The following is a 22,792-nucleotide window of genomic DNA, read 5'->3' on the forward strand; positions in this document are numbered from 1 at the left end:
TCGCCCTGACGTCAACTTCCTGCATGTATTCGATCCGCCGCGCCACTGTGGACGACGCGCCGACCCTGTCGGCGCTGGCCGCACGCACGTTCACTGAAACCTTCGGCCATCTGTACCCGCCGCAGGACCTGCAGGCCTTCCTCGAGGAGGCCTACACGGTCGAGCGCCAGCGCGTGATCCTGTCCCACCCCGATTACGCGGTGTGGCTGCTGGAACTGGATGGGGAGGCGGTCGGCCATGCCGCCGCCGGCCCCTGTGGCCTGCCGCATCCGGATGTGAAACCCGGTGACGGCGAACTCAAGCGCCTGTACCTGGTCAAGACGCAGCAGAGCTGCGGCTGGGGCAGCCGCCTGCTGGAAACCGCGCTGGCCTGGCTGGAACACGAAGGCCCGCGCACGTTGTGGCTGGGCGTGTGGTCGGAGAACTTCGGCGCGCAGCGCTTCTACGCCCGCTACGGCTTCGAGAAGGCCGGCGAGTACCTGTTCCCTGTCGGCGACACCCAGGACCTCGAATTCATCCTGCGCCGCGCGCCGCGCGCGGCCTGACGTTCACCGCCGCTTGCCGCGCGCGCGTGTTCAATCACCTCACGTTCCTGCCCCGCTGACCGCCAGGCTGTTTGCATGACTCCCCCCGTATTGCTGCTGCATGGCATCTGGAATGCCCGTGCCTGGGTCGGGCCACTGGCCTGGCGCCTGCGCGCGCGTGGTTTCCAGGTACACGCGTTCGGCTATCCCTCGGTGTTCGGTGGCCCCGATGTGGCAGTGCCGCAGTTGCTGGAACGTCTGGCCGACGCCGGGCCGTTGTCGCTGGTCGGTCACAGCTTGGGCGGACTGCTGGCACTGGAGGCGCTGCGCCGCGATCCGCAGCTGCCAGTGCAGCGCGTGGTCTGCCTGGGCTCGCCGCTGCGCGGCAGTGGTACCGCGCGCTCGTTGTCCGATCATGGCTGGGGCCTGGCGCTGGGGCGCAGCAGCGAGCTGCTGCTGGACGGCCTGCCGGACTGGCAGGGCAAGGCCGAGGTTGGCCTGATCGCCGGTTCGGTGCCGCACGGGCTGGGCAGCCTGCTGGGCGCGATCGACGATGCGTCCGACGGCACCGTGGCCCTGGCCGAGACCCGCCTGCCGGGCCTGGCCGACCATTGCGTGGTGCGTACCAGCCACAGCGGCCTGGTGGTGTCGCCCGACGCCGCGCGGCAGACCGCGCATTTCCTGCGCCACGGCCACTTCGACCACAGCCGCGACGCGGCGGCGGCATAGGGGCAGGGCAGGCGGGGCCGCCTTGTAGCGCCGAGCCCATGCTCGGCTGCATTCCGTCGGGCCCATTGAGCCGAGCATTGGCCCGGCGCTACAACAATACGGGCCTAGACACGGTTGCAGCGCCCGATCAGGTAGAATCCGCGCCTTGATCCTGAAGCAGCCAGACGGTAGCACCCATGGGTAGAGGCCCCTCCATCGAAGCCCGCAAGAACGCGTCCGACGCGAAGCGCGGCAAGATTTTCACCAAGATCATCCGCGAGATCGGCGTTGCCGCGCGCGGCGGTGGAGGCGACCCCAACAACAACCCGCGCCTGCGCGTGGCGGTGGACAAGGGCCTGGCCGTGAACATGTCCAAGGACGTGATCGAGCGCGCCATCAAGAAGGCCACCGGTGAACTGGAAGGCGTCGATTACGAGGAAATCCGCTACGAGGGCTATGCCCCGGGTGGCGTGGCCGTGATCGTCGACTGCCTGACCGACAACCGCGTGCGCACCGTGGCCGACGTCCGCCATGCGTTCAGCAAGTGCGGCGGCAACATGGGCACCGAAGGCTCGGTGGCCTTCATGTTCAAGCGCCTGGGCGTGCTCAGCTTCGCCCCGGGTGCCGACGAGGAAGCCATCACCGAAGCAGCCATCGAGGCCGGCGCCGACGACATCGTGGTCTACCCCGATGACGGCTCGATCGACGTGGTCACCAGCCCTGACGCGTTCAACGCAGTCAAGGACGCAATGGTCGCCGCCGGGCATGTCGCCGACCACGCCGAGATCACCTTCCGCGCCGACAACGACATCAAGGTCGAAGGCGAGGTCGCCCTGCAGGTCAAGAAGCTGCTGGACATGCTCGAAGACCTGGACGACGTGCAGGACGTGTATTCCAACGCCGAACTCGGCGCCGACGCCTACGCCTGAGCCGTCCTCGACGGCCTGGGCGCGGGCCGTTGAACGGTCACCGCGGACAGTCATGAGCCCATACGCCTGCCAGCGCTCCCCGTTCCGCCCCGCCAGGAGCGCGGCATGACCCGCATCCTCGGCATCGACCCCGGTTCGCAGCGGACCGGGGTCGGCATCATCGATGTCGACGCCGCCGGCCGCGTCAGTTACGTGCACCACCAGCCGCTGGTGCTGCTGGGCGCCGACGACTTCCCGCAGCGCATGAAACTGCTGGTGCTGGGCCTGGCCGATCTGTGCCGCGAGTACCAGCCCAATGAAGTGGCCATCGAAAAGGTGTTCATGGCGCGCAATCCCGATTCGGCGCTGAAGCTGGGCCAGGCCCGCGGCGCGGCGATCTCGGCCGTGGTGCTGCGCGACCTGCCGGTGCACGAATACGCCGCCAGCGAGATCAAGCTCGCGGTGGTCGGGCGCGGTGGTGCCGAAAAGCAACAGGTTCAACACATGGTCGGGCTCATGCTCAACCTGAAAACCAAGCTGCAGGCCGACGCGGCCGACGCGTTGGCGGTGGCGATCACCCATGCCCACGTAAGGGCGACGGCCAACCGCCTGGGGCTCAGTGCCCGCCAGGCGTGGGGCCGCAAATGAGGAGCTGCACGCAATGATCGGTCGACTGCGCGGCATCGTCGCCTACAAGGCGCCGCCGTGGCTGGTGGTGGACGTGAACGGAGTGGGCTACGAACTGGAGGCGCCGATGAGCACCTTCTACGACCTGCCCGAGCTCGGCCGCGAGGTCACCCTGTACACCCATTACTCGCAGAAGGAAGACAGCGTCTCGCTGTACGGCTTCCTGCGCGAGGGCGAGCGGCGCCTGTTCCGCGACGTGCAGAAGGTCAGCGGCATCGGCGCGAAGATCGCGCTGGCCGTGCTGTCCGGTGTCAGCGTCGAAGAATTCGCGCGCATGGTCCAGGCCGGCGACATCACCGCGCTGACCCGCATCCCGGGTATCGGCAAGAAGACCGCCGAACGCATGGTGCTGGAACTGCGTGACCGCGCGGCCCAGTTCGGTGCCGGCGGCGCGCTGCCCACCGGCAGTGGTCCGGCCCCGGCCGATCCGCTGTCCGATGCCACCGTGGCCCTGCAGCAGCTGGGCTACAAGCCGGCCGAAGCGGCCCGCATGGCCCGCGATGCCTTCAATGAAGGCGACGAAGTGGCCACTGTGATCCGCAAGGCGCTGCAGTCCGCGCTGCGCTGAACCGCGTCCCTTTCCCCCAACCTACCGCCTGAGCTTCGCCAGGAGTCCCATGTCCAGCAGTCAAACCCCGCACGCAGCCGCCCCCGGCGGCCATGGCCACGCCCCCTCCACTGGAGGACTGGCGCTGGTCATCGGTGCGATCGGCGTGGTGTTCGGCGATATCGGTACCAGCCCGCTGTACACCCTGAAGGAAGCGTTCTCGCCACACTACGGGCTCAACAGCGACCACGACACCGTGCTGGGCGTGCTGTCGCTGGCGTTCTGGGCGCTGAACCTGGTGGTGACCCTGAAGTACGTCACCATCATCATGCGCGCCGACAACGATGGCGAAGGCGGCATCATGGCGCTGATGGCGCTGACCCAACGCACGCTGCGCAACGGCTCGCGCTCGGCTTATGTGGTGGGCATCCTCGGCATCTTCGGCGCCTCGCTGTTCTTCGGCGACGGCGTGATCACTCCGGCCATGTCCGTGCTCAGTGCGGTCGAAGGCCTGGAGGTGGCCGCGCCCGGACTTCATGTCTTCATCGTGCCGGTCACCCTGGTGGTGCTGCTGGCGGTGTTCGCCGCGCAACGCTTCGGTACCGAGAAGATCGGCAAGGCGTTCGGCCCGATCATGGCAATCTGGTTCGTGTCGCTGGCGGCAATCGGCATCTACAACATCGTCGATGCGCCCGAGGTGCTGAAGGCCTTCAACCCCTGGTGGGGCATCCGCTTCTTCATGGAGCACGGCTGGCACGGCATCTTCATTCTCGGTGCAGTGGTGCTGGCGGTGACCGGCGGCGAAGCGCTGTATGCGGACATGGGCCACTTCGGGCTGCGCCCGATCCGCCACGCCTGGTACTTCTTCGTGCTGCCGTGCCTGGTGCTGAACTACCTGGGGCAGGGCGCACTGGTGCTCAACCACCCCGAGGCCCTGAAGAATCCGTTCTTCGAGGCAGTGCCGTCGTGGGCGCTGTACCCGATGATCATCCTGGCCACCATGGCGGCGGTGATCGCCTCGCAGTCGGTCATCACCGGCGCATTCTCGGTCTCGCGCCAGGCCATGCAGCTGGGCTACATCCCGCGCATGCGCATCAAGCACACCTCGCACGACACCATCGGCCAGATCTACATCCCGGGCATCAACTGGGGCATTGCGGTGATGGTGTTCGGGCTGGTGCTGGCGTTCCGCAGTTCGTCCAACCTGGCCGTGGCGTACGGCATTTCGGTGTCGGCCACGATGCTGATCGACACCCTGCTGCTGGCCGTGGTGGCGCGGACGTTGTGGCCGAAGTCGCGTGGCTGGCTGCTGCCGCTGTGCGTGGTGTTCTTCATCATCGACCTCGGCTTCGTCATCGCCAACGGCGCCAAGCTGCTGCAGGGCGCCTGGTTCCCGGTGGTGCTGGGCATCTTCCTGTTCACCATGATGCGCACCTGGCGCCGTGGCCGCGAGCTGCTGCGCGACGAGATCCGCAAGGACGGCATCCGCCTGGATACCTTCCTGCCGGGCCTGATGCTGGCCCCGCCGGTGCGCGTGCCGGGCACCGCGGTGTTCCTCACCGCCGACCCGACCGTGGCGCCGCATGCGCTGATGCACAACCTCAAGCACAACAAGGTGCTGCACGAGCGCAACGTGTTCCTGCACGTGGAAACCCTGCCGATCCCGTATGCGATGGAAGGGCAGCGGCTGAAGATCGAATCGGTGGGTGACGAGTTCTACCGCGTCTACGTGCGCTTCGGCTTCATGGAGACCCCGGACGTGCCGCTGGCGCTGATGCGCTCGTGCGACCACGGTGGCATCTATTTTGATCCGATGGACACTACCTTCTTCGCCAGCCGCGAGACCATCGTCGCCACCGCCAACCGCGGCATGCCGATCTGGCGTGACAAGCTGTTCGCGCTGATGCATCGCAACGCCGCCCCGGCCACCGGCTTCTTCCGGATTCCGGGCAACCGCCTGGTCGAACTCGGGGCCCAGGTCGAGATCTGACGCGCGCGGGGTCGGATCCCTTTTCCGCAGGAAAAGGGCTCTGACCCCATGTTCCCGGTGTTCCGGTTCGGGGTCAGAGCCGTTTTCCTCTGGAAAACGGATCCGACCCCATACGCTTTTGCCGCATAATCAGCACATGACCGACGACCGCATCATCGGCGCCGGCGCCACCCGCGAGGATGACGCCGCCGACGCCAGCATCCGCCCCAGGCGCTTGGCCGACTACCTCGGCCAGGCCCCGGTGCGCGAGCAGCTGGAGATCTACATCGAAGCGGCCAAGGCCCGTGGCGACGCGCTCGACCATGTGCTGATCTTCGGGCCGCCCGGCCTGGGCAAGACCACGCTCAGCCATGTCATCGCCAACGAGCTGGGCGTGGCCCTGCGGGTGACCTCCGGCCCGGTGATCGAGAAGGCCGGCGACCTCGCTGCACTGCTGACCAACCTGCAGCCGCACGACGTGCTGTTCGTGGACGAGATCCACCGCCTGTCGCCGGTGGTCGAGGAAGTGCTGTACCCGGCGATGGAGGACTTCCAGATCGACATCATGATCGGCGAGGGCCCCGCCGCCCGTTCGATCAAGATCGACCTGCCGCCATTCACCCTGATTGGTGCCACCACCCGCGCCGGCCTGCTGACCGCGCCGCTGCGCGACCGCTTCGGCATCGTCCAGCGCCTGGAGTTCTACAGCGTCGAAGAGCTGACCCGGATCGTGCGCCGCTCGGCCACCATCCTCAGCATCGACTGCACCGCCGACGGCGCCGGCGAGATCGCGCGGCGCGCGCGCGGCACCCCGCGCATCGCCAACCGGCTGCTGCGCCGCGTGCGCGACTACGCCCAGGTCAAGGCCGGTGGCCACATCGATGAGGCCGTGGCGCAGGCGGCGATGAAGATGCTCAAGGTCGACCCGGAAGGCTTCGACGAGCTCGATCGGCGCCTGCTCAAGACCCTGGTCGACTACTTCGACGGCGGCCCGGTCGGCATCGAATCGCTGGCCGCGGCGCTGTCCGAAGAGCGCGGCACGCTGGAAGACGTGGTCGAGCCGTACCTGATCCAGCAGGGCTTCCTGGTGCGTACCGCGCGCGGCCGCATGGCCACCCACAAGGCTTACCGGCACATGGGCCTGAAGCCGAAGAACCCGCCGCAGGACCTGTTCGCGGAGGTTCCCGATGTCGGTTGAGCCCCGATTCAGTTGGCCGACACGCATTTACTGGGAAGATACCGACGCAGGTGGCGTGGTCTACCACGCCCGCTACGTGGCCTTCATGGAACGGGCCCGGACCGAATGGATGCGCGCGCTCGGCTACGGCCAGGAGCGCATGCGCGCCGAGCACGGGATGGTCTTCGCGGTGCGCTCGATGCAGATGGATTTCATCAGGCCGGCACGGCTGGATGACACCCTGCAGGTGACTGCCCGCCTGGTCCAGCTGAAGAAGGCCAGCATGGTCTTCGACCAGCAGATCCTGCGCGACGGCGAGCTGCTGCTGTCCGCGCAGGTCCGCATCGCCGCACTGGAAGCGGCCAGTTTCCGCCCGCGTGGCATGGACGATGCCGTCCTTGCCGTGCTGCAACCCCACCTCCACCCCGAATCCGAACATTGAGGAACAACGGATGATCGCAACGCTCCTGGCCCTGCAGGCCACGGTCACCGAGGCACTGCCGGCCGACGTCAGCAACGCCGCGACACAGACCCTTGCCCAGGCCACCACCGGCGGCGGCATCAACTACCTCGAACTGATGGCCAAGGCCAGCCTGCCGGTGAAGATCATCGTGCTGCTGCTGCTGGTCGGCTCGTTCGTCAGCTGGGTGATCATTTTCCGCAAGGCCCGCGTGTTCAAGCAGGCCACCCGCGAAGCCGACGAGTTCGAGAACCGCTTCTGGTCCGGCGCCGACCTGGGCAAGCTGTACAGCGCAGCCACCGACCGCAGCCGCAGCGTGACCGGCCTGGAAGCCATCTTCGAAGCCGGTTTCCGCGAGTACACCCGCCTGCGCGACAAGCGCCGGCTGGATGGCCGTGCGCAGCTTGAAGGCGCGCAGCGCGCGATGCGCACCACCTATACCCGCGAAGTGGACCAGCTCGAGCGCAACCTGGAGCTGCTGGCCAACATCGGCTCGACTGCCCCGTACGTGGGCCTGGTCGGTACCGTGTTCGGCATCATGGTGACCATGCACGACATGATCAGCAGCGGTGCCCAGGCCGGTATCGCCGCCGTCGCGCCGGGCATCTCCGAGGCACTGTTCGCCACCGCCATCGGCCTGTTCGTGGCGATCCCGGCGGTGTGGGCCTACAACCGCTTCACCACCCGCGTGGAGCGCATGTCGGTGCGGTTCGAGACCTTCGCCGAAGAGTTCAGCTCCATCCTGCAGCGCCAGAGCGCTGGCGACGAGTAAGCGCCTGACCCGGGAGTCCAAGCCATGTCCGCTGCCATCGGTCGCCGCAAGCGCCGCAAGCTGAAATCGGAAATCAACGTCGTTCCCTACATCGACGTCATGCTGGTGCTGCTGATCATCTTCATGGTCACCGCACCGCTGCTCACCCTGAGCTTCGACGTCGACCTGCCGCAGTCCAACGCCAAGGCGCTGGAGAGCAAGCAGGACCCGGTGATCGTCTCGGTGCGCCAGGACGGCCAGCTCAGCCTGAAGCTGCCCGACGCCAAGGAGCCGGCCGCCGTGTCGGCCGAGGAACTGGAAGGCCGCCTGGCCGGCATCGCCGCCCAGGACAAGGGCGTGCGCGTGATCGTCGCCGCCGACCGCGCCGTGGCCTATGAGAAGGTCATTGCCGCGATGGACGTGATCAAGCGCGCCAAGGTAGACAAGGTAGGCCTGGCCACCGATGCACGCTGACGCCCTGCCACCCCCGCATCAGCGCGAACCCGGCTGGGGTCTGCCCCTGGCGCTGGCGTTGCTGGTGCACCTGCTGGTCGCGCTGGTCTTCATCGTGGCCTGGCTGTGGTCGCCCCAGCGCAACACCGATGCCGCCGCTGGCGACCCCTCGGTCGAGGCCAGCCTGGCGCTGTCCGCCTCCGAGGCGTCCGCCGCACGCCAGGCGCTGCGCCAGTCGGAGAAGCTGGAGGACCTGCCGCCGCCGGTCGCCGAGCCGATCCCGGTGCCGGAAGACACCATTCCGCCACCGCAGCCGATTCCCGAGCCGCGCCCGCAGGACGCGCCCACGCCCCAGCAGCAACAGGCGCAGGAGCGTGTTGCGCAGCCGGACACCAAGGACCAGGAAGCGGTGAGCGCACTGGCCATCTCGCAGGAGAAGGCCAAGCAGGAACAGGAAGCCAAGCGCCGCCAGGAGCAGATCGACCTGACCGAACGCAAGCGCCAGGAAGAAGCGGAGCAGAAGCTGCGCCTGGCCAAGCAGCAGGAAGCGGACGAGAAGAAGAAGCAGGCCGAGCAGGAGCGTGTCGCGGCTGACAAGGCCGAGGCCGAGAAGCAGAAGAAGATCGCCGAGATCCGTGCCCGCCGCGAGCAGGCCGAGAAGGAAGCCAAGCTGGCCGAGCGGAAGCTGCGCGAGGTCGCCGCCGCGCGCAATGCTGCCGGCAGTGCCGCTGCCGGCTCCAGCGGCGCTTCCCAGCCGGCGGCCGGTGGTGGTGGCAACAGCGACGATCTTTCAGCCAAGTACGCCGCAGCGATCCAGGCCAAGGTGCTGTCGCAGTGGGTGCGCCCGGATACGGTGCCGCTGGGCCAGCGTTGCCAGATCACCATCACCCAGATTCCGGGCGGCACGGTGATGCAGGCCAAGGTCAGCCCGAACTGCCCCTATGACGAGGCCGGCAAGCGTTCGATCGAGGCCGCGGTGCTCAATGCGCAGCCACTGCCGTACCGCGGCTTCGAGTCGGTGTTCGCGCGTACGCTCAACTTCACCTTTACCGCCCAGGATCGCTGAGGCGGGCAGGGCAGGGGTGGCCTCGGGCCACTCCTGCCCACGGATGTCGCGCTTGCCTCTGGCGTGCTCGGTTTCGGCCGGGCAGGCTGCAGGCTGCTGTCGAACACCGCCCCGAGGGGCGGCGTGACCGGGCAGGCAGGTGCGATGTTAGCCACGACGTTAACGGTGCGTGAGAGGACGGGCTGGAACTGACCCGGAATTCACGTACCCTTGGTTCATGATTGCGAAGCGGTTCACTCCCGCTTTGTTATCCCTCGTTCCGGTTTCCCCCTATTGAGCGCTCCATGAAAAAGATGCCTCGCTGGCTTGCCGTGTTTGCGGCCCTGTTGCTGCCCTTTGCTGCCGTCGCGCAGCAGAAGGGGCTGGATATCGACATCATCGGCGGCAATGCCTCCGCCCTGCCGATCACCATCGTGCCGATGCCCTACCAGGGTTCGTCGGCCGCTCCGCAGACCGACGTCGCCGGCGTGGTCCGCGCCGACCTGGAGCGTTCGGGCCAGTTCCGCACGCTGCCGGAAGCGCAGATCGTCGAGAAGCCCGTGCGTGGCGGTGACATCCAGTTCGCCACCTGGCGCGCGCTGAAGCAGAACTACATCGTGGTCGGCCGCGTGCTCGATGCCGGTGCTGGTGCCTACCGCGTCGAGTACGAACTGTTCGACGTGCCCAAGGGCGAGCGCCTGCTGGGCCTGGCGATGACCGCCCGTGGCAACGCCATGCGCGACGTCGCCCACCAGATGGCCGACGCCATCTACGAGAAGATCACCGGCGTGCGCGGCGCCTTCTGGACCCGCATCGCCTACGTGACCGCCAGCGGCAAGGGCGATGCCATGCGCTATGCGCTGATGGTGGCCGACTCCGACGGCTACAACCCGCAGACCATCGTGCGTTCGGCCGAGCCGCTGCTGTCGCCGTCGTGGAGCCCGGATGGCAGCAAGCTGGCCTACGTCAGCTTCGAGCGTGGCAATTCGGCGATCTACATCCAGAACATCGGCACCGGTGCGCGCGAACTGGTCACCAGCTTCCGCGGCATCAACAGCGCCCCGGCGTTCTCACCCGATGGCCGCAAGCTGGCCCTGACCCTGTCGCGTTCGGGCAACCCGGAAATCTACGTGATGGACCTGGGCAGCAAGCAGCTGACCCAGCTGACCAACCACTTCGCCATCGACACCGAGCCGACCTGGGCGCCGGATGGCAGCGCGGTGTACTTCACCTCCGACCGCGGCGGCCGCCCGCAGGTCTACAAGGTCGGCGCAGGTGGCGGCAGTGCCGAGCGCGTGACCTTCCAGGGCAACTACAATGCCAAGCCCTCGGTGTCCTACGACGGCAAGAAGATCGCCGTTGCGCAGGGCTCGGGCAACAGCTACAAGATCGCGATGATGGACAGCTCGCTGGGTTCGCCCCGCTGGAGCACGCTGTCCCCGGGTTCGCTGGATGAATCTCCGAGCTTTGCGCCCAACGCAAGCATGGTGTTGTACGCCGCCCGCGAGGGTGGCCGTGGTGTGCTGTACGCCGTTTCCGCCGATGCGCGCGTGCGCCAGCGGTTGGTTCTGGCTGACGGAGATGTGCGCGAACCGGCATGGTCCCCATACCGTACCCAGCGCTAAAAGAGTGTTAATATTTTCGCTGTCTTGAACCCCTCATCGGCCTAGGAGCCACAAAGGTATCGCCATGAACAAGTCCACCCGCGTTCTGCTTGTTTCCCTGCTGTCTGTGGCCGTCCTGGCCGGTTGCTCGAAGAAGGTGAAGGAAGAGCCGGCAACCCCGGTCGACACCGGCACCTCCACCACCACCCCGACCGGTCCGTCGACCTCCGGCCTGTACGGCCCGGGCGACCTGGACACCGACGCTTGCCTGCGCCAGCGCGTTGTCTACTTCGACCTGGACAAGGAAGACGTGAAGCCGGAATTCCAGGCCATCATGGCTTGCCACGCCAAGTACCTGCGTGACCGTCCGTCCTCGCGCATCACCCTGCAGGGCCACACCGACGAACGCGGTTCGCGCGCGTACAACCAGGCCCTGGGTGAGCGTCGTGGCAACGGCGTCAACTCGGCCCTGCAGGCCAACGGTGGCTCGGCTTCGCAGCTGACCGTCGTGTCCTACGGTGAAGAGCGTCCGGTCTGCACCGAGTCGAACGAGTCCTGCTGGTCGCAGAACCGTCGCGTCGAAATCGTCTACACCGCGCAGTAATCCATGCGCACTGGCATCAAACTGATGCTGGTCGTTGCGGCAGCCCTCGTGGCTGCCGCACCGGCGCATGCACAGCGACAGAGCCTGGCCGACCGTGTCGGCGCGCTCGAGCAGCAGATGTACAACAACAGCGCCAACCAGGACCTGTTGAACCAGATCAATCAGCTGCGGCAGCAGGTCACCAGCCTGCAGGCCTCGATCGAGCAGTTGCAGCACGACAACGCCCAGCTCAAGCAGTCCGCCCAGGACCAGTACCTGGATCTGGACAGCCGCCTGAACCGGTTGGAAGGGGGCAATGCCGCCCCGGCCCTGCCGCCCGTTCCGGCGAGCGCGCCGAAGGCCGCACCGGCCCCGGCAAAACCCGCAGCGGCGGCCACTTCCGAGCGGCCGCCTTCCGTCCACGGTGATGCCGGCAGTCTTGCCGCCACCGGCGACGAGCGCACCTCCTACAACGTCGCCTTCGATTCGCTGAAGGCCGGCAAGTACGATGATTCGGCGCAGTTGTTCCTGAGCTTCCTGCAGCTGTACCCGAACGGCGTCTACGCGCCGAACGCGCTGTACTGGCTGGGCGAGAGCTACTACGCCACCCGCAACTTCCCGATGGCCGAGACCCAGTTCCGCGAACTGCTCTCGCGCTATCCGACCCACGACAAGGCCGCCGGCGGCCTGCTCAAGGTCGGTCTCTCGCAGTATGGCGAGGGCAAGGTCGACCAGGCCCAGCAGACGCTGGAGGCCGTCGTGGCGCAGTACCCCGGCTCGGACGCCGCGCGCACCGCGCAGGACCGTCTGCAGTCCATCCGCCTCGGCAAGCAGATCCGCTGATCCGCTGACCCGGCGTACAATAGGTGCCCTGTAGAGCCGAGCCCACGCTCGGCTGCTTTCGTTTCCGGTTCGGCAAACCCGCCCGGATCCGGCAGCGCCGGGCCCTGTCTGCCCGGTTGTTTTCGTAGAGCCGAGCCATGCTCGGCTGCGTTCGTTACCGGCCACGGTAGCCCACCCGCCACGTGTCCCACCAAGAAGTACCCGCCATGACCGCCGTTACTCCGTCCAGCGCCGCCGCCACGCCCAGTGAGATCGTGCAGTCGCCCCTGCCACGCCTGAAGATCACCGAGATCTTCACCTCGCTGCAGGGCGAAGCCGATACCGCCGGCTGGCCAACCGTGTTCGTGCGCCTGACCGGCTGCCCGCTGCGTTGCCAGTACTGCGACACCGCCTATGCCTTCCACGGCGGCACCTGGTGGGATATCGACGACATCGTGGCCGAGGTGCTGGCCCAGGGCGTGCGCCACGTGTGCGTGACCGGTGGCGAGCCGTTGGCGCAGAAGCGCTGCCTGGTGCTGTTGGAAAAGCTGTGCGATGCCGGCATGGACGTCTCGCTGGAAACCTCCGGTGCGCTGGACGTCAGCGCGGTGGACCCGCGGGTGTCGCGCGTCGTCGACATCAAGACGCCGGGTTCGGCCGAAGCCGCCCGCAACCGCCTGGAAAACCTGTCGCTGCTGACCGCCCGCGACCAGATCAAGTTCGTCATCTGCAACCGCGAGGACTACGACTGGGCCAAGGCGATGGTCGCCGGGCACGGCCTGGTGCAGCGCTGCACCGTGTTCTTCTCGCCCAGCAAGGGCGAGATCACCGCGCGGCAGCTGGCCGACTGGATTGTCGAAGACCGGCTGCCGGTGCGCTTCCAGATGCAGTTGCATAAAATCCTGTGGAACGACGAGCCGGGCCGATGAGCCGGCGCAGCGTCCCCTGATGTAACTCCGGCGCGGGACAGCGTGCTGGCTTTCCCCTCCCAACCGGATGTTTTTCCCATGAAGAAGGCAGTCGTGCTTCTCTCCGGCGGCATGGATTCAGCCGCCGTCATCGCCATGGCCCAGGAACAGGGCTTCGCCGTGCATGCCCTGAGCGTGCGCTATGGCCAGCGCCATACCTCCGAACTGGACGCTGCCGCCCGCGTGGCCAAGGCCCAGGGCGTGGTCGCGCACAAGACCGTGGACGTGGACCTGCGCAGCATCGGCGGCTCGGCACTGACCGACGACATCGACGTGCCGGAGGCCGGCGGTGCCGGCATTCCGGTCACCTATGTGCCGGCGCGCAACACCATCATGCTGTCGCTGGCCCTGGGCTGGGCCGAAGTGCTTGGCGCCAACGACATCTTCTGCGGCGTCAACGCCGTGGATTACTCCGGCTACCCGGACTGCCGCCCCGAGTTCGTGGCGGCGTTCCAGGCGCTGGCCAACCTGGCCACCAAGTCGGGCGTGGAAGGTGCGGGCATCAAGGTGCACGCACCGCTGCAGTTCCTCAGCAAGGGCCAGATCGTCAGCGAAGGCGTGCGCCTGGGCGTGGACTTCGGCCTGACCGTGTCCTGCTACAACGCCGACGCTCACGGCGCCGCCTGCGGTCATTGCGATGCCTGCCGCCTGCGCGCGCAGGGCTTTGCCGAGGCCGGCGTGCCCGACCCCACGCTGTACGCCTGACCGCGTCTGGTAGAGCCGGCCGCTGGCCGGCTTCACTGCAGGTGCGAACCGCCCCTTCTTGGTGTGTGCAAGCCGCCCCTCTCGGTGGGTGCGCCCCCCCCTCTCGGTGGGTGCGAACCGTTGGTTCGCACTCCTTGACCTACCGGGCCTGCAACCATCCCGATGCCTCGATGAAGCCGCGCACCGCGTCCGGATCGGCGTAGTCCAGTTCGATCATCCGCGCGATGGCGGCCCCCTCGTCGGTCTGTTGGCGCATGTACTCCTGCGCGATGCGGTATCCGGCGTAGTAGCCCAGATCACTCACCCCGAACGGATTGCGCGCGCTGTTGTACAGCCAGTTGTCCAGGCTGTCACCGTGCATCTCGGCAAGGAAGCGCGTGCGGATTTGTGCCTCGTGCGCGGGCCCATAGGCGTACAGCGGCAGTGCCGGACGGCGACCGCTGATGCGCTCTGCCACGTATTCGGCTACGCCTTCGCGTACTGCGTACTGGGCCAGGCTGCCGGTGGTCTCGCGCTGCTGGGTATGCACGTACTCGTGCAGGTTGTTCTGCGCGTTGTTCGCACCGGGGCGGCTGTCGTAGAAGATCCGCAGGCGGCCGCGCATCGGCGCGGGCAGCTCGCTTACGTCCACGCGCTCATCGCCCAGCGCCATCTCCGCCCCGATCAACACCTTGTCGCCCAACGTGGTGCCGCCCGTACGCAGCACGCCCATCGCGTAGGTGATGGTGGCCGGACGTAGTGCAGGGTAGAGCGCGCGGAACGCGTCCAGGTCCCGGTCCAGCGTGGCGCTGGCCTGCTGCGCGTTCGCAGTCAACGGCCGTACCGAAGTCCAGAAGCGTGGCCATGACTGCATGGCCTCGGCGTATTCGCGGGCCGTGTAGTTGCGGACCTGCATCAGTGCATGCAGTCCGGGGCTGCCGGGATCGATGTAGCGTTGCTGGACCAGCACCACGCGGCGTTCGGCATCAGGCTCGGCGCGCACCGCGTCATAGGTGGCCCAGAAGCGGGCGATGTCGTCAGTGACGACCTGGGACGGCGAGGCCACTGCTGTGCAGGGCAACAGCAGGATGGCGATCAGATAGCTGGAAAAGCGCATCCGTGGCTCCGGGTGGTGAACATGGGTGGGATGCGTGGAAGGCCCGGAAGGTTTAAGCGGGCTGACCCGACCGGGTAGTGCCGGCCGCTGGCCGGCACACGCAACACCCCTGTACTTCGCGCGACCCGGCAAAGTAGGGTAGAATGCGGACCCCGCCGAAAGGCCGGGCGATGCATCGGGCCGTTAGCTCAGTCGGTAGAGCAGAAGACTTTTAATCTTTTGGTCGAAGGTTCGAATCCTTCACGGCCCACCATTGCATTGACGATCAAGAAGGCGCCCAAGGGGCGCCTTTTTTGTTGCTTCCTTCAAAGCACTTCCGCAATGGGGGAAGCGCCGCTGCAACGATGCGGTGTTGCAGGTGCTATCGACTCCCGGCGCCCGCTGGCAGCGGGTGCGGGGAAGCGGCGCTCCGCGCACCTGCTTCCATCGCTGTTGTCCCACGTCGCTTACCTCAAAGTTACCACTAAGGTAACAATATCGGTAATTTAAGGTAATTGATCTCATCAGAACCGGCCGTTTCCGGCCGGCGAGGGACGCTGTCAGCCGTAATGCGCGCGCAACAGCCCGGCGTCGTGGAAGGAAATGCCCTCGCGGATGCACTCCTCCGCGCGCTCCATGTCCTTGTGCAACTGGATCAGTGCGTCGTCGGCGAGCTGCTCGATGTTGACCACACCGCAACATGCCTGGTCGATCACATGCTGCATGGGTTCGCCCCAGCGTCGGCGTACGTTGCGGATCATGCGGCAATGCCACTCGCGCATGATCGCGTCCATGCGCCTCTCCCCGCGGACCACATGTGCGTCTCCCGCCACCACCCGCAATGCCGGCGCCGGGGTGCGCTCGCCGCGCAGTTCCTGGGTCCTAGCGGCCAACCGCTGTGCGAGCTCCTCGAGTCGCGTGTGAGTCATCCTTTGCCTCCCTGATCCGTCTTGCCAGAAGCTTCGTCAGGTCGAGCACATTGTCCGGTGCAGAGGGCTGACCGAACTCGTCCACGACCATGAATGCGGTCTCCAGCAGCACGGGATCGTAGATCCATTCCGGTGGATCGCCGACCAGCTCCAGGTAGTGCGAAAGCACCTTGACCGCAGCGCTCATTTTCTCGAAATCCAGTCCCGCAGATTGAGACTGAAGCGACACGTCTCCGTCCTGATCGACGCGATCCAGCGTTCCATGTGGAAGCTGCATCACTGATTCAAGATCGCGCGCAAGCCGATGGCCGATGCTCTTCGGGTTGCTCTCGGAAATCCACTGGCTGACCTGGGGCTGGGCCCAGCGGGTGCCACCGTACAGGCGGGCCCACTCGGCCGGGCCGCCGGCGGCGGCCACGCGGAGGCGCATGTTGAGGGTGCGAGCGGTACTGGCGTCCATCTGTAGATGGTGCGCTGCATTACCAATCCAGCAAATGACCAAAACGGTATTGACTATCCATTACCGTGGCAGTAATGTGTGGCCCATGAACCTCATCGACTACGCCATCTCCCAAGGGGGCTACGGCACCCCCAGCTGTCCCGTCATGCGCCGCCTGGCCCACCAGACCGGTTGCGCGCTGCGGACCCTCTACATGATCGCCCGCGGCCACAAGCTGCCCGGCGCGCGCCTGTGCCGGCGCATCGAGCTGGCCACTGCGGGCGCCGTGCGCCGCGAATCCCTGCGCCCGGATGTGTTCGGTCCGGCCCCGTCGCCCGTCAAAGGAGAAGCCACCCATGCAGCTTGATACGTTCGGTGAGTATGTCCGCAGCCGCCTGGAGCACTGGGGCGGCGAATATGCGCTGCATCGCGACTGCGAATACCTCGGCTTCCAGTCGCGCAACCTGCTGGCGGTGCTGATCGAGCATCGTGGTGACATGCCGGGGCGGGCCCAGGGCTACAAGCCTCTGGAAACCGATCAGCTGGCGCAGCAGATCGAAGACATCATCACGGCGGTCGCGCGTGACAACGTGGCGATGGCCTGTGCGCTGCGCGGCTACTACTGCGGGCGTGGCCGACGCAAGGTCGAACGATTCGAAACGGCGAATCTGCTGCTGGCCAACAGCGGGCAGCGGCCGGTATCCAACCGGCATTACCTCAACCTGGTCGAACTTGGCTTCCAGCGCGTACGTGGCTGGATGGAGGGCATCGCCCAGGCCGCATGAGCGGCGGAACCGATCTTCCGCCCGCCTCCCGACCGGAACAACCCTCGTGCCGAGCCGGCAGCGGGGCGGGCACCTCTTCGGGCCACGTCGATGCGACGCGGCCTGCATTCCCTCCAGGACCCATCATGAAAGAAGAAATCATCAGCACGGCCGGCGCGGCGGCCATCAAGTCGGCGCCGCCGGTTACCGTCGCCGGTGCGCTTGCAGCCGGCATCACCCTGGACCGCCTGGTCGTGGTCCTCACCATCATCTACCTGGCGGCGCAGATTGCCTATCTGGGCTGGCGCTGGCTGCGCGAATGGCGCCGCAGGGAGCGCGAATGAGCCGGCCCGGCAGTACATTGCCGGTACGCAGCCTGGTCGCCGCGCTTGCGCTGAGTGCTGCGGGCCTGATCGCCATCGTTGACCGCGAGGGATACACCGACGCCGCAGTGGTGCCCACGCGCAATGACCGGCCCACCTATGGCTTCGGCTCGACCGTTCGCGAGGATGGCACGCCGGTGAGGCTGGGCGACCGCACCACGCCAGTACGCGCGCTGCATGCCGTGCAGGCTCATCTGGCCAGGGAGGAAGGGCAGTTCCGCGCGTCGCTGCCCGGTGTGGCGCTCAGCCAGGGCGAGTACGACGTCTATGTCGATTTCCTCTACCAGTACGGCATCGGCAACTGGCGCGCGTCGTCGATGCGCCGGCATCTGCTGCAGGGTGAGTATCACCAGGCCTGCGATGCCTTGCTGCTGTGGAGACGGGCAGGGGGCTACGACTGTTCAACCCGCATCGACGGCCGCCCCAACACCGTGTGCTGGGGAGTGTGGGAGCGCCAGCAGCAGCGCCACGCGCGTTGCCTGGCGGAGCAGTGACCCATGCCGCGCATGCTGGTGGTGATGGCGTCGCTGCTGCTGTGGTCGTTGCTGATGTTCATGACTGGCTGGCGTTGGCGCGGTGATCGCAGCGACCTCGCGATGGCGCGTGCCGATGTGGAGCAACAGGCCGGCGCGGTGCAGTCCGAACGGCGGTTGCGCCGGGATCAGGAAGAACGGAGCGAGGCGATGGCCTCACTGGGGGAACAACATGAACAGGATCGTGAGCGCGCGGCCGAGGTGGATGCCGATGTGGTGGCTGCCCTGCGCGCTGGCACTCTCCGCCTGCGCGACGACCTCGCCGCGTGCCATACCGGCCGTCTGTCCGAAGCCGCCGCCCGCACCGGCGAACGTGATGCGGGCGCCCAGTTACGAGCAGAGGTTGCGGCAGCGCTTGTTCGAATCGGACGCGATGCCGACGACCAGCTCCGTGCCTGCCAGGCCGTGATCGAACTGGATCGCCGTTGAGGGCGCCGGCGCAGTTATGCTGGCCGTCCTCTCGAAAATGGAAGTTCGCATGCGCGTCGTCGCTCTCTCCGCCCTGATCCTGCTGGCCGCCGCAGGGCCGGGCCTCGCAGCTGTTCCCACCGTGTCGGCAGCACCGCCGGCATCGACCGCTGCGGCCGCACCACTGGTGATCGGCGAGACCTTCACCGTGCAGTCGAAGGCACTGGGCGAGACCCGCCGCATCAATGTCTATCGTCCGCAGCCCTGGGGCCTGGATCCGAAGGCGCCGCTGCCGGTGCTGTACATGGCCGATGGCGGCATCGGCGAGGATTTCCTGCATGTGGCAGGGCTGGTGCAGGTGCTGACCGGCAATGGCAGCATGCGTCCGTTCCTGCTGGTCGGCATCGAGAATACCGAGCGCCGCCGCGACATGACCGGCCCCAGCAGCGACCCGCAGGACCAGAAGATCGCGCCACGCATCGGTGGCTCGGCGGCCTACCGCAGCTTCCTGCGCGATGAACTGATGCCGCAGGTACGCCAGCGCTACCCGACCACAGACGAGCGTGCGCTGATCGGTGAGTCGCTGGCTGGCCTGTTCGTGGTCGAGACGCTGCTGCAGGAGCCGACGCTGTTCAACAGCTATATCGCGCTGGACCCCAGCCTGTGGTGGAACCGTGGTGCGATGCTGGCCGGAGCATCCCGGCAGCTGCCGGCGGTGACGCGTGCACAGCCGCACGTGTTCCTGGCCAGCAGCGGGCAACCGGAACTGGCCGCCTCCACGGCACGACTGGCCGCGCTGCTGCAGCAGGCCTCGCCGTCGCCGCTGGTGAAGTACCTGCCGCTGCCGGAGGAAACCCACGCGACCGTCTACCACCCGGCCGCATTGCAGGCGCTGCGCACACTGTTCCCGGCGCCGCCGCCGGCCTCGCCCTGACCGCGCGTGGCGCGGCGCCGCGCGACGTGTGAGGATGCGGTAGCGACGCCACCCGGGTGCGTCGCCCGCAACGGGAGAGTGTGGATGCAGCGTGTGCGTGGATGGAGTGTGGCGGCCTGCCTGGCCATGGGGGGCTGTGCGATGTCGGTGGCGCCACCGGCAACTCCGGATGAAGCGAAGGAAAGCGCGGCCACCGCCGCGCAGGGCGTGGTGCTGCCGGATACCGAGGCGCTGCGCGTGCACGACCCGGTGGGACGCGATTACCCGATCTGGGTGGCGTTGCCGGCCGACTACGCCGCACATCCGGAAAAGCACTATCCGGTGCTGTACGTGACCGATGCGCTGTACAGCTTCCCGCTGGTGCGCAGCGTGCGCAACCTGGTCGGGCAGAAGGGCGTCAACATCGAGGATTTCATCCTGGTCGGGCTGCCGCCGCAGGAAGGCCTGACCTCCAGGCAGAGCCGCTCGCGGGATTACACGCCGAGCGATCCGGCGCGCACCGATCCGCGTGACTACAGCGACGACGTCAGCTACGGCGGCGCCGCGCATTACCGCGACTTCCTCGCCGAGCGCGTACTGCCGCTGATCGATGCGCGCTACCGCACCGATCCGGCGCGGCGAGCCTATGCCGGTCATTCCTATGGCGGCCTGTTCGGCGCCTACGTGCTGACCACGCGCCCGGACATGTTCCGCAGCTACATCCTGTCCAGCCCGTCGCTGTGGTTCGACAACCATCGGGTGCCGCGCATGCTGGCCGAAGCCAAGGCGCCTGCGCAGCCGACCACGGTGGTGCTGTCGATCGGCAGCTTCGAAACGGTCAAGCCGGAGCCGCGCTATTTCACCCGCAACGACATGCTGCGCCACAACGCCGAGTTCGCCGAGCAGCTGCGCAGCAGCGGGCGATCATTGAAGGTGGAGAACATGGTGATCGACGGCGAGGACCATTTCACCGTCTACCCGGACATGATCACCCGCGCGCTGCTGAAGGTGTTCCCGGGTACCGGGCCGTACAGCAGCGGTTGATGAGTGCCTCAGGCCGCCTGTGCGTCCGGCCCGGTCAATACGCCCACATCGGCGTGCCGGAAGCACAGCCGGATGGCGTCGAGCAGCTCGCTCATGTTGTAGGGTTTGGGCAGGAAATGGATGCCGTCGCGGAGCTGCGGCAGCACCTGGTGCTGGTCCATGCCCGACGTCACCAGGATCGGCAGCTGGGGATACAGGCTGCGGACCCGGTTGGCGGCTTCAATGCCACTGATCGCACCCAGATTGACGTCGGTGAACAGCAGGTCGAAACGCTCACCGGCCGCCAGCAGGCCCAGCGCCGCTTCGGCAGAGCTCACGCCCACTACGTGGCAGGCCTGGCTTTCCAGCGCCAGTCGGCTCAGCTCGCGGGTTTCCTCGGCGTCCTCGATGAGCAGGACGCGGGGTTCAACGTGGCGCTTGGACAGCAACATGACGCGACAACTCCGGACAGCAACGGTGAAAAGGCGCGCAAGTATGCGCAAGCCGGCAGTGATCCCGACGTGCACGGCAAGCTAAGCGGGCGTTACAGCCCTCTCTGGCGCCTGAACCGCACGTGCCAGGCCAGCACCGCCACCGCGAGCAGGGCGGTGCCGATGCGCAGGCCGGTGGCCTGCCAACCCAATGCGATGGCGTCATCGAGGCTGAACACATTCCAGGCAAGGTTCATCGAAACATGCAGGATCAGGCCGCACCACAGGGTGTCGCCGTCGAGGTGGTCGAGCCAGGCGAAGATGAAGCCGCCCAGCGCGATCACCGCGCCAATGAACAGTGCGATGCCGCCGCCGTCGAACCCGCCGAAGCCGAGCCAGTGCACCATGCCGAACAGCAGTGCCTGCGGCAGCGCGAGCAACGGCCACGGACCGCGCACGATCTTCACCAGCAGCACGAAGCCGAGGCCACGGAACAGCACTTCCTCGGCCAGCGGGAACAGCGCGGCCAGCATCGTGGCATCCAGCGCAGTCAGTGCCGTGTTCGGAGTTCCGAGCAGCGCCAGTCCCAGCCAGCAGGGCAGGCTGGCCAGCAGCACCCACAACGGGCCGCCCCAGCCGTTTCCGCGCAGTCCCAAGCTGGCCATCAGGCCCATGTCACGGGGCCGCAGCAGCGCGGCCAGCAGCAGTGTCACCAGTACCGCCAGCGCGTTGTCCAACAGGCTGCCGCCATAGGGGATGGGCAGTGCGGGAACCGGTGTGCCGATGGCCGCGGCGATATCCCGCAGGTTCAGGCCAAGGCCGACACCCAGCAGCAGCAGCAACAGGCGCGCGGTGGTGGGCAGGCGGGACAACACGGTCATGTACGCATTCCCTGTGGAACAAGGGCGCAGTGTGCCGCGCGGTACGCATGTGGGCACGCGCCGGAAGTCCCTGTGCCATCGGTCACGCGTTGCCGCACAGTCATCGCGGTGCAGGTACAGTCGAAACCAGACCGACAGGAGCAATACCGATGCTGTGCCCCGTGTGCAAGACCCAGACGCTGCAGATGGCCGAACGCCACGGCATCGAGATCGATTACTGCCCAAGTTGCCGCGGCGTGTGGCTGGATCGTGGCGAGCTGGACAAGATCATCGAGCGCGCAGGCGCTGGTGCGGCCGTACCGCCGCCAGCGCCCGTGCTGGCTCAGCCGGCGTCGCCGCCACCGGTGATGCACCGTGATACCCGCCACCTCGGCCAGCGCTACGAGGACAACCGGGGCCAGGGCTACAAGAAAAAGAAGAAGGACAGCTTCCTGTCGGAACTGTTCGATTTCTAGTTTGTAGCGTCGAGCCATGCTCGACTGGATATTGCGGCCCCTGGCCAAGCATGGCTCGACGCTACATGGGCTGCATGATCACGGCCGCCGCAGGATGAACTCGCGGTCGTGGGTATCACCGACGATGAAATCGTACTCGCCGACCTTGCTGCAGCCATAGCGCGCGTAGAAGCGCTGCGCGCCGAAGTTTTCTTCCCATACGCCCACCCACAGGGTGCGGCGCTGCGGCTGGTCCAGCCAGGCCATGAACGCGTCCATCAGGCGTGCACCATGGCCGCCGTTCTGGTGTGCGGCCAGGATGTAGAACCGCTTCAGTTCGATGTCGCCCTCGCGTGCATCGGCATGCGGCAGGGTGTTGGCACCGGCGGCCAGGTAGCCGACCACGGCGTCGCCGTCCATCAGCAGCCAGATGGCACTGCGTGGGTCGGACAGTTCAGTGCGCTGCGGTTCGCTGCTGTAGTGCGCCTGCAGGAAATCATGCAGCTCCTGCTCGGGGTACGAGTCGCCCCAGGTTTCGGTGTAGGTGGTGATGGCGATCGCCGACAGGGCATCGACATCGGCAAGGGTGGCGCGGCGGATCTGCAACGACATGGCGGTGCCTGCACTGGAACGTGGCGCAGTGTAGCCGGCCCCGGCGGCTGCCGGGG

General features: G+C 67.0%; 30 protein-coding genes and 1 tRNA gene. 25 read left to right on the plus strand and 6 right to left on the minus strand.

Going from position 1 to position 22,792, the window contains the following annotated elements; all coding sequences use genetic code 11:
- Nucleotides 1-23 precede the first annotated feature (23 nt).
- From AC5P8R_RS02955 to queC, 16 genes are all read left to right on the plus strand, one after another.
- Complete coding sequence (locus AC5P8R_RS02955) at nt 24-545, plus strand: GNAT family N-acetyltransferase (RefSeq protein WP_014648167.1); 522 nt, start codon at nt 24-26, stop codon at nt 543-545.
- 75 nt (nt 546-620) lie between these two features.
- The gene (locus AC5P8R_RS02960) at nt 621-1,253 is read left to right on the plus strand and encodes an esterase/lipase family protein (RefSeq protein ID WP_032958946.1); all 633 of its coding nucleotides are present in this window, start codon (nt 621-623) and stop codon (nt 1,251-1,253) included.
- Between the two features lie 176 nt (nt 1,254-1,429).
- Nucleotides 1,430-2,161, plus strand: a complete 732-nt coding sequence (locus AC5P8R_RS02965) for a YebC/PmpR family DNA-binding transcriptional regulator (RefSeq protein ID WP_014648165.1) — start codon at nt 1,430-1,432, stop codon at nt 2,159-2,161.
- A 105-nt stretch (nt 2,162-2,266) separates the two neighbouring features.
- Complete coding sequence (gene ruvC, locus AC5P8R_RS02970) at nt 2,267-2,788, plus strand: crossover junction endodeoxyribonuclease RuvC (RefSeq protein WP_014648164.1); 522 nt, start codon at nt 2,267-2,269, stop codon at nt 2,786-2,788.
- 13 nt (nt 2,789-2,801) lie between these two features.
- Nucleotides 2,802-3,395: a Holliday junction branch migration protein RuvA gene (gene ruvA / locus AC5P8R_RS02975; protein ID WP_014648163.1), complete on the plus strand. Its 594-nt coding sequence runs from the start codon at nt 2,802-2,804 to the stop codon at nt 3,393-3,395.
- Between the two features lie 49 nt (nt 3,396-3,444).
- Complete coding sequence (locus AC5P8R_RS02980) at nt 3,445-5,364, plus strand: potassium transporter Kup (protein WP_075075726.1); 1,920 nt, start codon at nt 3,445-3,447, stop codon at nt 5,362-5,364.
- 136 nt (nt 5,365-5,500) lie between these two features.
- A complete protein-coding gene (ruvB, locus tag AC5P8R_RS02985; protein WP_495222976.1) occupies nt 5,501-6,541 on the plus strand; it encodes a Holliday junction branch migration DNA helicase RuvB in 1,041 nt (346 codons plus the stop codon).
- Complete coding sequence (ybgC, locus tag AC5P8R_RS02990; RefSeq protein ID WP_014648160.1) at nt 6,531-6,962, plus strand: tol-pal system-associated acyl-CoA thioesterase; 432 nt, start codon at nt 6,531-6,533, stop codon at nt 6,960-6,962. The genes ruvB and ybgC overlap by 11 nt, the downstream gene beginning before the upstream one ends.
- Before the next feature lie 10 nt (nt 6,963-6,972).
- Nucleotides 6,973-7,752, plus strand: a complete 780-nt coding sequence (tolQ, locus tag AC5P8R_RS02995; protein ID WP_005410752.1) for a protein TolQ — start codon at nt 6,973-6,975, stop codon at nt 7,750-7,752.
- A 24-nt stretch (nt 7,753-7,776) separates the two neighbouring features.
- On the plus strand, nt 7,777-8,205 hold the full coding sequence (gene tolR / locus AC5P8R_RS03000) for a protein TolR (RefSeq protein WP_006438804.1): 429 nt from the start codon (nt 7,777-7,779) through the stop codon (nt 8,203-8,205).
- Complete coding sequence (gene tolA, locus AC5P8R_RS03005; RefSeq protein WP_014648159.1) at nt 8,195-9,250, plus strand: cell envelope integrity protein TolA; 1,056 nt, start codon at nt 8,195-8,197, stop codon at nt 9,248-9,250. Before tolR ends, tolA begins: the two co-directional genes overlap by 11 nt.
- A gap of 284 nt (nt 9,251-9,534) precedes the next feature.
- Nucleotides 9,535-10,854 (plus strand): Tol-Pal system beta propeller repeat protein TolB, encoded by a 1,320-nt coding sequence (gene tolB, locus AC5P8R_RS03010; protein ID WP_014038220.1) that lies wholly within the window; start codon nt 9,535-9,537, stop codon nt 10,852-10,854.
- 64 nt (nt 10,855-10,918) lie between these two features.
- A complete protein-coding gene (gene pal / locus AC5P8R_RS03015) occupies nt 10,919-11,437 on the plus strand; it encodes a peptidoglycan-associated lipoprotein Pal (RefSeq protein ID WP_014648158.1) in 519 nt (172 codons plus the stop codon).
- A 3-nt stretch (nt 11,438-11,440) separates the two neighbouring features.
- Nucleotides 11,441-12,259: a tol-pal system protein YbgF gene (gene ybgF / locus AC5P8R_RS03020; RefSeq protein ID WP_014648157.1), complete on the plus strand. Its 819-nt coding sequence runs from the start codon at nt 11,441-11,443 to the stop codon at nt 12,257-12,259.
- A gap of 206 nt (nt 12,260-12,465) precedes the next feature.
- Nucleotides 12,466-13,167: a 7-carboxy-7-deazaguanine synthase QueE gene (gene queE / locus AC5P8R_RS03025; protein ID WP_014648156.1), complete on the plus strand. Its 702-nt coding sequence runs from the start codon at nt 12,466-12,468 to the stop codon at nt 13,165-13,167.
- A 78-nt stretch (nt 13,168-13,245) separates the two neighbouring features.
- On the plus strand, nt 13,246-13,911 hold the full coding sequence (queC, locus tag AC5P8R_RS03030; RefSeq protein WP_032958954.1) for a 7-cyano-7-deazaguanine synthase QueC: 666 nt from the start codon (nt 13,246-13,248) through the stop codon (nt 13,909-13,911).
- Between the two features lie 139 nt (nt 13,912-14,050).
- On the opposite strand, the gene AC5P8R_RS03035 is transcribed toward queC, so the two are convergent.
- A complete protein-coding gene (locus tag AC5P8R_RS03035; protein WP_329890341.1) occupies nt 14,051-15,007 on the minus strand; it encodes a DUF2268 domain-containing putative Zn-dependent protease in 957 nt (318 codons plus the stop codon).
- Nucleotides 15,008-15,184: 177 nt separating this feature from the next.
- Between AC5P8R_RS03035 and AC5P8R_RS03040 the strand changes: the two genes are divergently transcribed.
- Nucleotides 15,185-15,260: transfer RNA gene (locus AC5P8R_RS03040), tRNA-Lys, on the plus strand.
- A 286-nt stretch (nt 15,261-15,546) separates the two neighbouring features.
- Here AC5P8R_RS03040 and AC5P8R_RS03045 read toward each other — a convergent pair.
- Both AC5P8R_RS03045 and AC5P8R_RS03050 read right to left on the minus strand, forming a co-directional pair.
- Nucleotides 15,547-15,780, minus strand: a complete 234-nt coding sequence (locus AC5P8R_RS03045; RefSeq protein ID WP_032958956.1) for a hypothetical protein — start codon at nt 15,778-15,780, stop codon at nt 15,547-15,549.
- Between the two features lie 88 nt (nt 15,781-15,868).
- Nucleotides 15,869-16,375 (minus strand): hypothetical protein, encoded by a 507-nt coding sequence (locus tag AC5P8R_RS03050; protein ID WP_069116304.1) that lies wholly within the window; start codon nt 16,373-16,375, stop codon nt 15,869-15,871.
- Nucleotides 16,376-16,460: 85 nt separating this feature from the next.
- On the opposite strand from AC5P8R_RS03050, the gene AC5P8R_RS03055 reads away from it, so the two are divergent.
- From AC5P8R_RS03055 to AC5P8R_RS03085, 7 genes are all read left to right on the plus strand, one after another.
- Nucleotides 16,461-16,721 carry a helix-turn-helix domain-containing protein gene (locus AC5P8R_RS03055; protein ID WP_032958958.1) on the plus strand — a complete coding sequence of 87 codons (261 nt, stop codon included), beginning with the start codon at nt 16,461-16,463 and terminating at the stop codon, nt 16,719-16,721.
- Nucleotides 16,711-17,139 (plus strand): hypothetical protein, encoded by a 429-nt coding sequence (locus AC5P8R_RS03060; RefSeq protein WP_014038211.1) that lies wholly within the window; start codon nt 16,711-16,713, stop codon nt 17,137-17,139. The genes AC5P8R_RS03055 and AC5P8R_RS03060 overlap by 11 nt, the downstream gene beginning before the upstream one ends.
- 125 nt (nt 17,140-17,264) lie before the next feature.
- Nucleotides 17,265-17,462, plus strand: a complete 198-nt coding sequence (locus AC5P8R_RS03065) for a hypothetical protein (RefSeq protein ID WP_014038210.1) — start codon at nt 17,265-17,267, stop codon at nt 17,460-17,462.
- Nucleotides 17,459-17,995 carry a glycoside hydrolase family protein gene (locus AC5P8R_RS03070; RefSeq protein ID WP_014648117.1) on the plus strand — a complete coding sequence of 179 codons (537 nt, stop codon included), beginning with the start codon at nt 17,459-17,461 and terminating at the stop codon, nt 17,993-17,995. Before AC5P8R_RS03065 ends, AC5P8R_RS03070 begins: the two co-directional genes overlap by 4 nt.
- A gap of 3 nt (nt 17,996-17,998) precedes the next feature.
- The gene (locus tag AC5P8R_RS03075) at nt 17,999-18,463 is read left to right on the plus strand and encodes a lysis system spanin subunit (protein ID WP_014648116.1); all 465 of its coding nucleotides are present in this window, start codon (nt 17,999-18,001) and stop codon (nt 18,461-18,463) included.
- Nucleotides 18,464-18,512: 49 nt separating this feature from the next.
- On the plus strand, nt 18,513-19,376 hold the full coding sequence (locus AC5P8R_RS03080; protein ID WP_014648115.1) for an alpha/beta hydrolase: 864 nt from the start codon (nt 18,513-18,515) through the stop codon (nt 19,374-19,376).
- A gap of 84 nt (nt 19,377-19,460) precedes the next feature.
- Entirely contained in the window at nt 19,461-20,399 is a 939-nt protein-coding gene (locus tag AC5P8R_RS03085; RefSeq protein WP_046432083.1) for an alpha/beta hydrolase, read from the plus strand.
- A gap of 8 nt (nt 20,400-20,407) precedes the next feature.
- On the opposite strand, the gene AC5P8R_RS03090 is transcribed toward AC5P8R_RS03085, so the two are convergent.
- Both AC5P8R_RS03090 and AC5P8R_RS03095 read right to left on the minus strand, forming a co-directional pair.
- Nucleotides 20,408-20,830 carry a response regulator gene (locus tag AC5P8R_RS03090; protein ID WP_014648113.1) on the minus strand — a complete coding sequence of 141 codons (423 nt, stop codon included), beginning with the start codon at nt 20,828-20,830 and terminating at the stop codon, nt 20,408-20,410.
- Between the two features lie 92 nt (nt 20,831-20,922).
- Nucleotides 20,923-21,690 (minus strand): CPBP family glutamic-type intramembrane protease, encoded by a 768-nt coding sequence (locus tag AC5P8R_RS03095; RefSeq protein ID WP_495222977.1) that lies wholly within the window; start codon nt 21,688-21,690, stop codon nt 20,923-20,925.
- A gap of 149 nt (nt 21,691-21,839) precedes the next feature.
- Here AC5P8R_RS03095 and AC5P8R_RS03100 point away from each other — a divergent pair, with 149 nt between their 5' ends.
- A complete protein-coding gene (locus tag AC5P8R_RS03100; protein WP_046432080.1) occupies nt 21,840-22,145 on the plus strand; it encodes a TFIIB-type zinc ribbon-containing protein in 306 nt (101 codons plus the stop codon).
- Between the two features lie 78 nt (nt 22,146-22,223).
- Here the strand turns inward: AC5P8R_RS03100 and AC5P8R_RS03105 are convergent, their stop codons facing one another.
- Nucleotides 22,224-22,736: a GNAT family N-acetyltransferase gene (locus AC5P8R_RS03105; RefSeq protein ID WP_495222978.1), complete on the minus strand. Its 513-nt coding sequence runs from the start codon at nt 22,734-22,736 to the stop codon at nt 22,224-22,226.
- Between the last annotated feature and the right edge of the window lie 56 nt (nt 22,737-22,792).

This window comes from Stenotrophomonas sp. YJH_SMC_73 (genome assembly GCF_059370155.1).

Bases quoted from the DNA above. Each gene is read 5' to 3' on its own strand.
- AC5P8R_RS02955 (WP_014648167.1), top strand. From the start codon at position 24: ATGTATTCGATCCGCCGCGCCACTGTGGACGACGCGCCGACCCTGTCG.
- AC5P8R_RS03070 (WP_014648117.1), top strand. From the start codon at position 17,459: ATGAGCCGGCCCGGCAGTACATTGCCGGTACGCAGCCTGGTCGCCGCG.
- ruvB (WP_495222976.1), top strand. From the start codon at position 5,501: ATGACCGACGACCGCATCATCGGCGCCGGCGCCACCCGCGAGGATGAC.
- AC5P8R_RS03050 (WP_069116304.1), bottom strand. From the start codon at position 16,375: ATGGACGCCAGTACCGCTCGCACCCTCAACATGCGCCTCCGCGTGGCC.
- tolA (WP_014648159.1), top strand. From the start codon at position 8,195: ATGCACGCTGACGCCCTGCCACCCCCGCATCAGCGCGAACCCGGCTGG.
- pal (WP_014648158.1), top strand. From the start codon at position 10,919: ATGAACAAGTCCACCCGCGTTCTGCTTGTTTCCCTGCTGTCTGTGGCC.
- AC5P8R_RS03055 (WP_032958958.1), top strand. From the start codon at position 16,461: ATGAACCTCATCGACTACGCCATCTCCCAAGGGGGCTACGGCACCCCC.
- queC (WP_032958954.1), top strand. From the start codon at position 13,246: ATGAAGAAGGCAGTCGTGCTTCTCTCCGGCGGCATGGATTCAGCCGCC.
- ybgF (WP_014648157.1), top strand. From the start codon at position 11,441: ATGCGCACTGGCATCAAACTGATGCTGGTCGTTGCGGCAGCCCTCGTG.
- AC5P8R_RS02965 (WP_014648165.1), top strand. From the start codon at position 1,430: ATGGGTAGAGGCCCCTCCATCGAAGCCCGCAAGAACGCGTCCGACGCG.
- ruvC (WP_014648164.1), top strand. From the start codon at position 2,267: ATGACCCGCATCCTCGGCATCGACCCCGGTTCGCAGCGGACCGGGGTC.
- AC5P8R_RS03060 (WP_014038211.1), top strand. From the start codon at position 16,711: ATGCAGCTTGATACGTTCGGTGAGTATGTCCGCAGCCGCCTGGAGCAC.
- AC5P8R_RS03080 (WP_014648115.1), top strand. From the start codon at position 18,513: ATGCGCGTCGTCGCTCTCTCCGCCCTGATCCTGCTGGCCGCCGCAGGG.
- AC5P8R_RS03100 (WP_046432080.1), top strand. From the start codon at position 21,840: ATGCTGTGCCCCGTGTGCAAGACCCAGACGCTGCAGATGGCCGAACGC.
- ruvA (WP_014648163.1), top strand. From the start codon at position 2,802: ATGATCGGTCGACTGCGCGGCATCGTCGCCTACAAGGCGCCGCCGTGG.
- AC5P8R_RS03090 (WP_014648113.1), bottom strand. From the start codon at position 20,830: ATGTTGCTGTCCAAGCGCCACGTTGAACCCCGCGTCCTGCTCATCGAG.
- AC5P8R_RS03105 (WP_495222978.1), bottom strand. From the start codon at position 22,736: ATGTCGTTGCAGATCCGCCGCGCCACCCTTGCCGATGTCGATGCCCTG.
- AC5P8R_RS02980 (WP_075075726.1), top strand. From the start codon at position 3,445: ATGTCCAGCAGTCAAACCCCGCACGCAGCCGCCCCCGGCGGCCATGGC.
- AC5P8R_RS02960 (WP_032958946.1), top strand. From the start codon at position 621: ATGACTCCCCCCGTATTGCTGCTGCATGGCATCTGGAATGCCCGTGCC.
- AC5P8R_RS03075 (WP_014648116.1), top strand. From the start codon at position 17,999: ATGCCGCGCATGCTGGTGGTGATGGCGTCGCTGCTGCTGTGGTCGTTG.
- AC5P8R_RS03085 (WP_046432083.1), top strand. From the start codon at position 19,461: ATGCAGCGTGTGCGTGGATGGAGTGTGGCGGCCTGCCTGGCCATGGGG.
- tolQ (WP_005410752.1), top strand. From the start codon at position 6,973: ATGATCGCAACGCTCCTGGCCCTGCAGGCCACGGTCACCGAGGCACTG.
- AC5P8R_RS03045 (WP_032958956.1), bottom strand. From the start codon at position 15,780: ATGGACGCGATCATGCGCGAGTGGCATTGCCGCATGATCCGCAACGTA.
- AC5P8R_RS03065 (WP_014038210.1), top strand. From the start codon at position 17,265: ATGAAAGAAGAAATCATCAGCACGGCCGGCGCGGCGGCCATCAAGTCG.
- AC5P8R_RS03095 (WP_495222977.1), bottom strand. From the start codon at position 21,690: ATGACCGTGTTGTCCCGCCTGCCCACCACCGCGCGCCTGTTGCTGCTG.
- ybgC (WP_014648160.1), top strand. From the start codon at position 6,531: ATGTCGGTTGAGCCCCGATTCAGTTGGCCGACACGCATTTACTGGGAA.
- queE (WP_014648156.1), top strand. From the start codon at position 12,466: ATGACCGCCGTTACTCCGTCCAGCGCCGCCGCCACGCCCAGTGAGATC.
- AC5P8R_RS03035 (WP_329890341.1), bottom strand. From the start codon at position 15,007: ATGCGCTTTTCCAGCTATCTGATCGCCATCCTGCTGTTGCCCTGCACA.
- tolR (WP_006438804.1), top strand. From the start codon at position 7,777: ATGTCCGCTGCCATCGGTCGCCGCAAGCGCCGCAAGCTGAAATCGGAA.
- tolB (WP_014038220.1), top strand. From the start codon at position 9,535: ATGAAAAAGATGCCTCGCTGGCTTGCCGTGTTTGCGGCCCTGTTGCTG.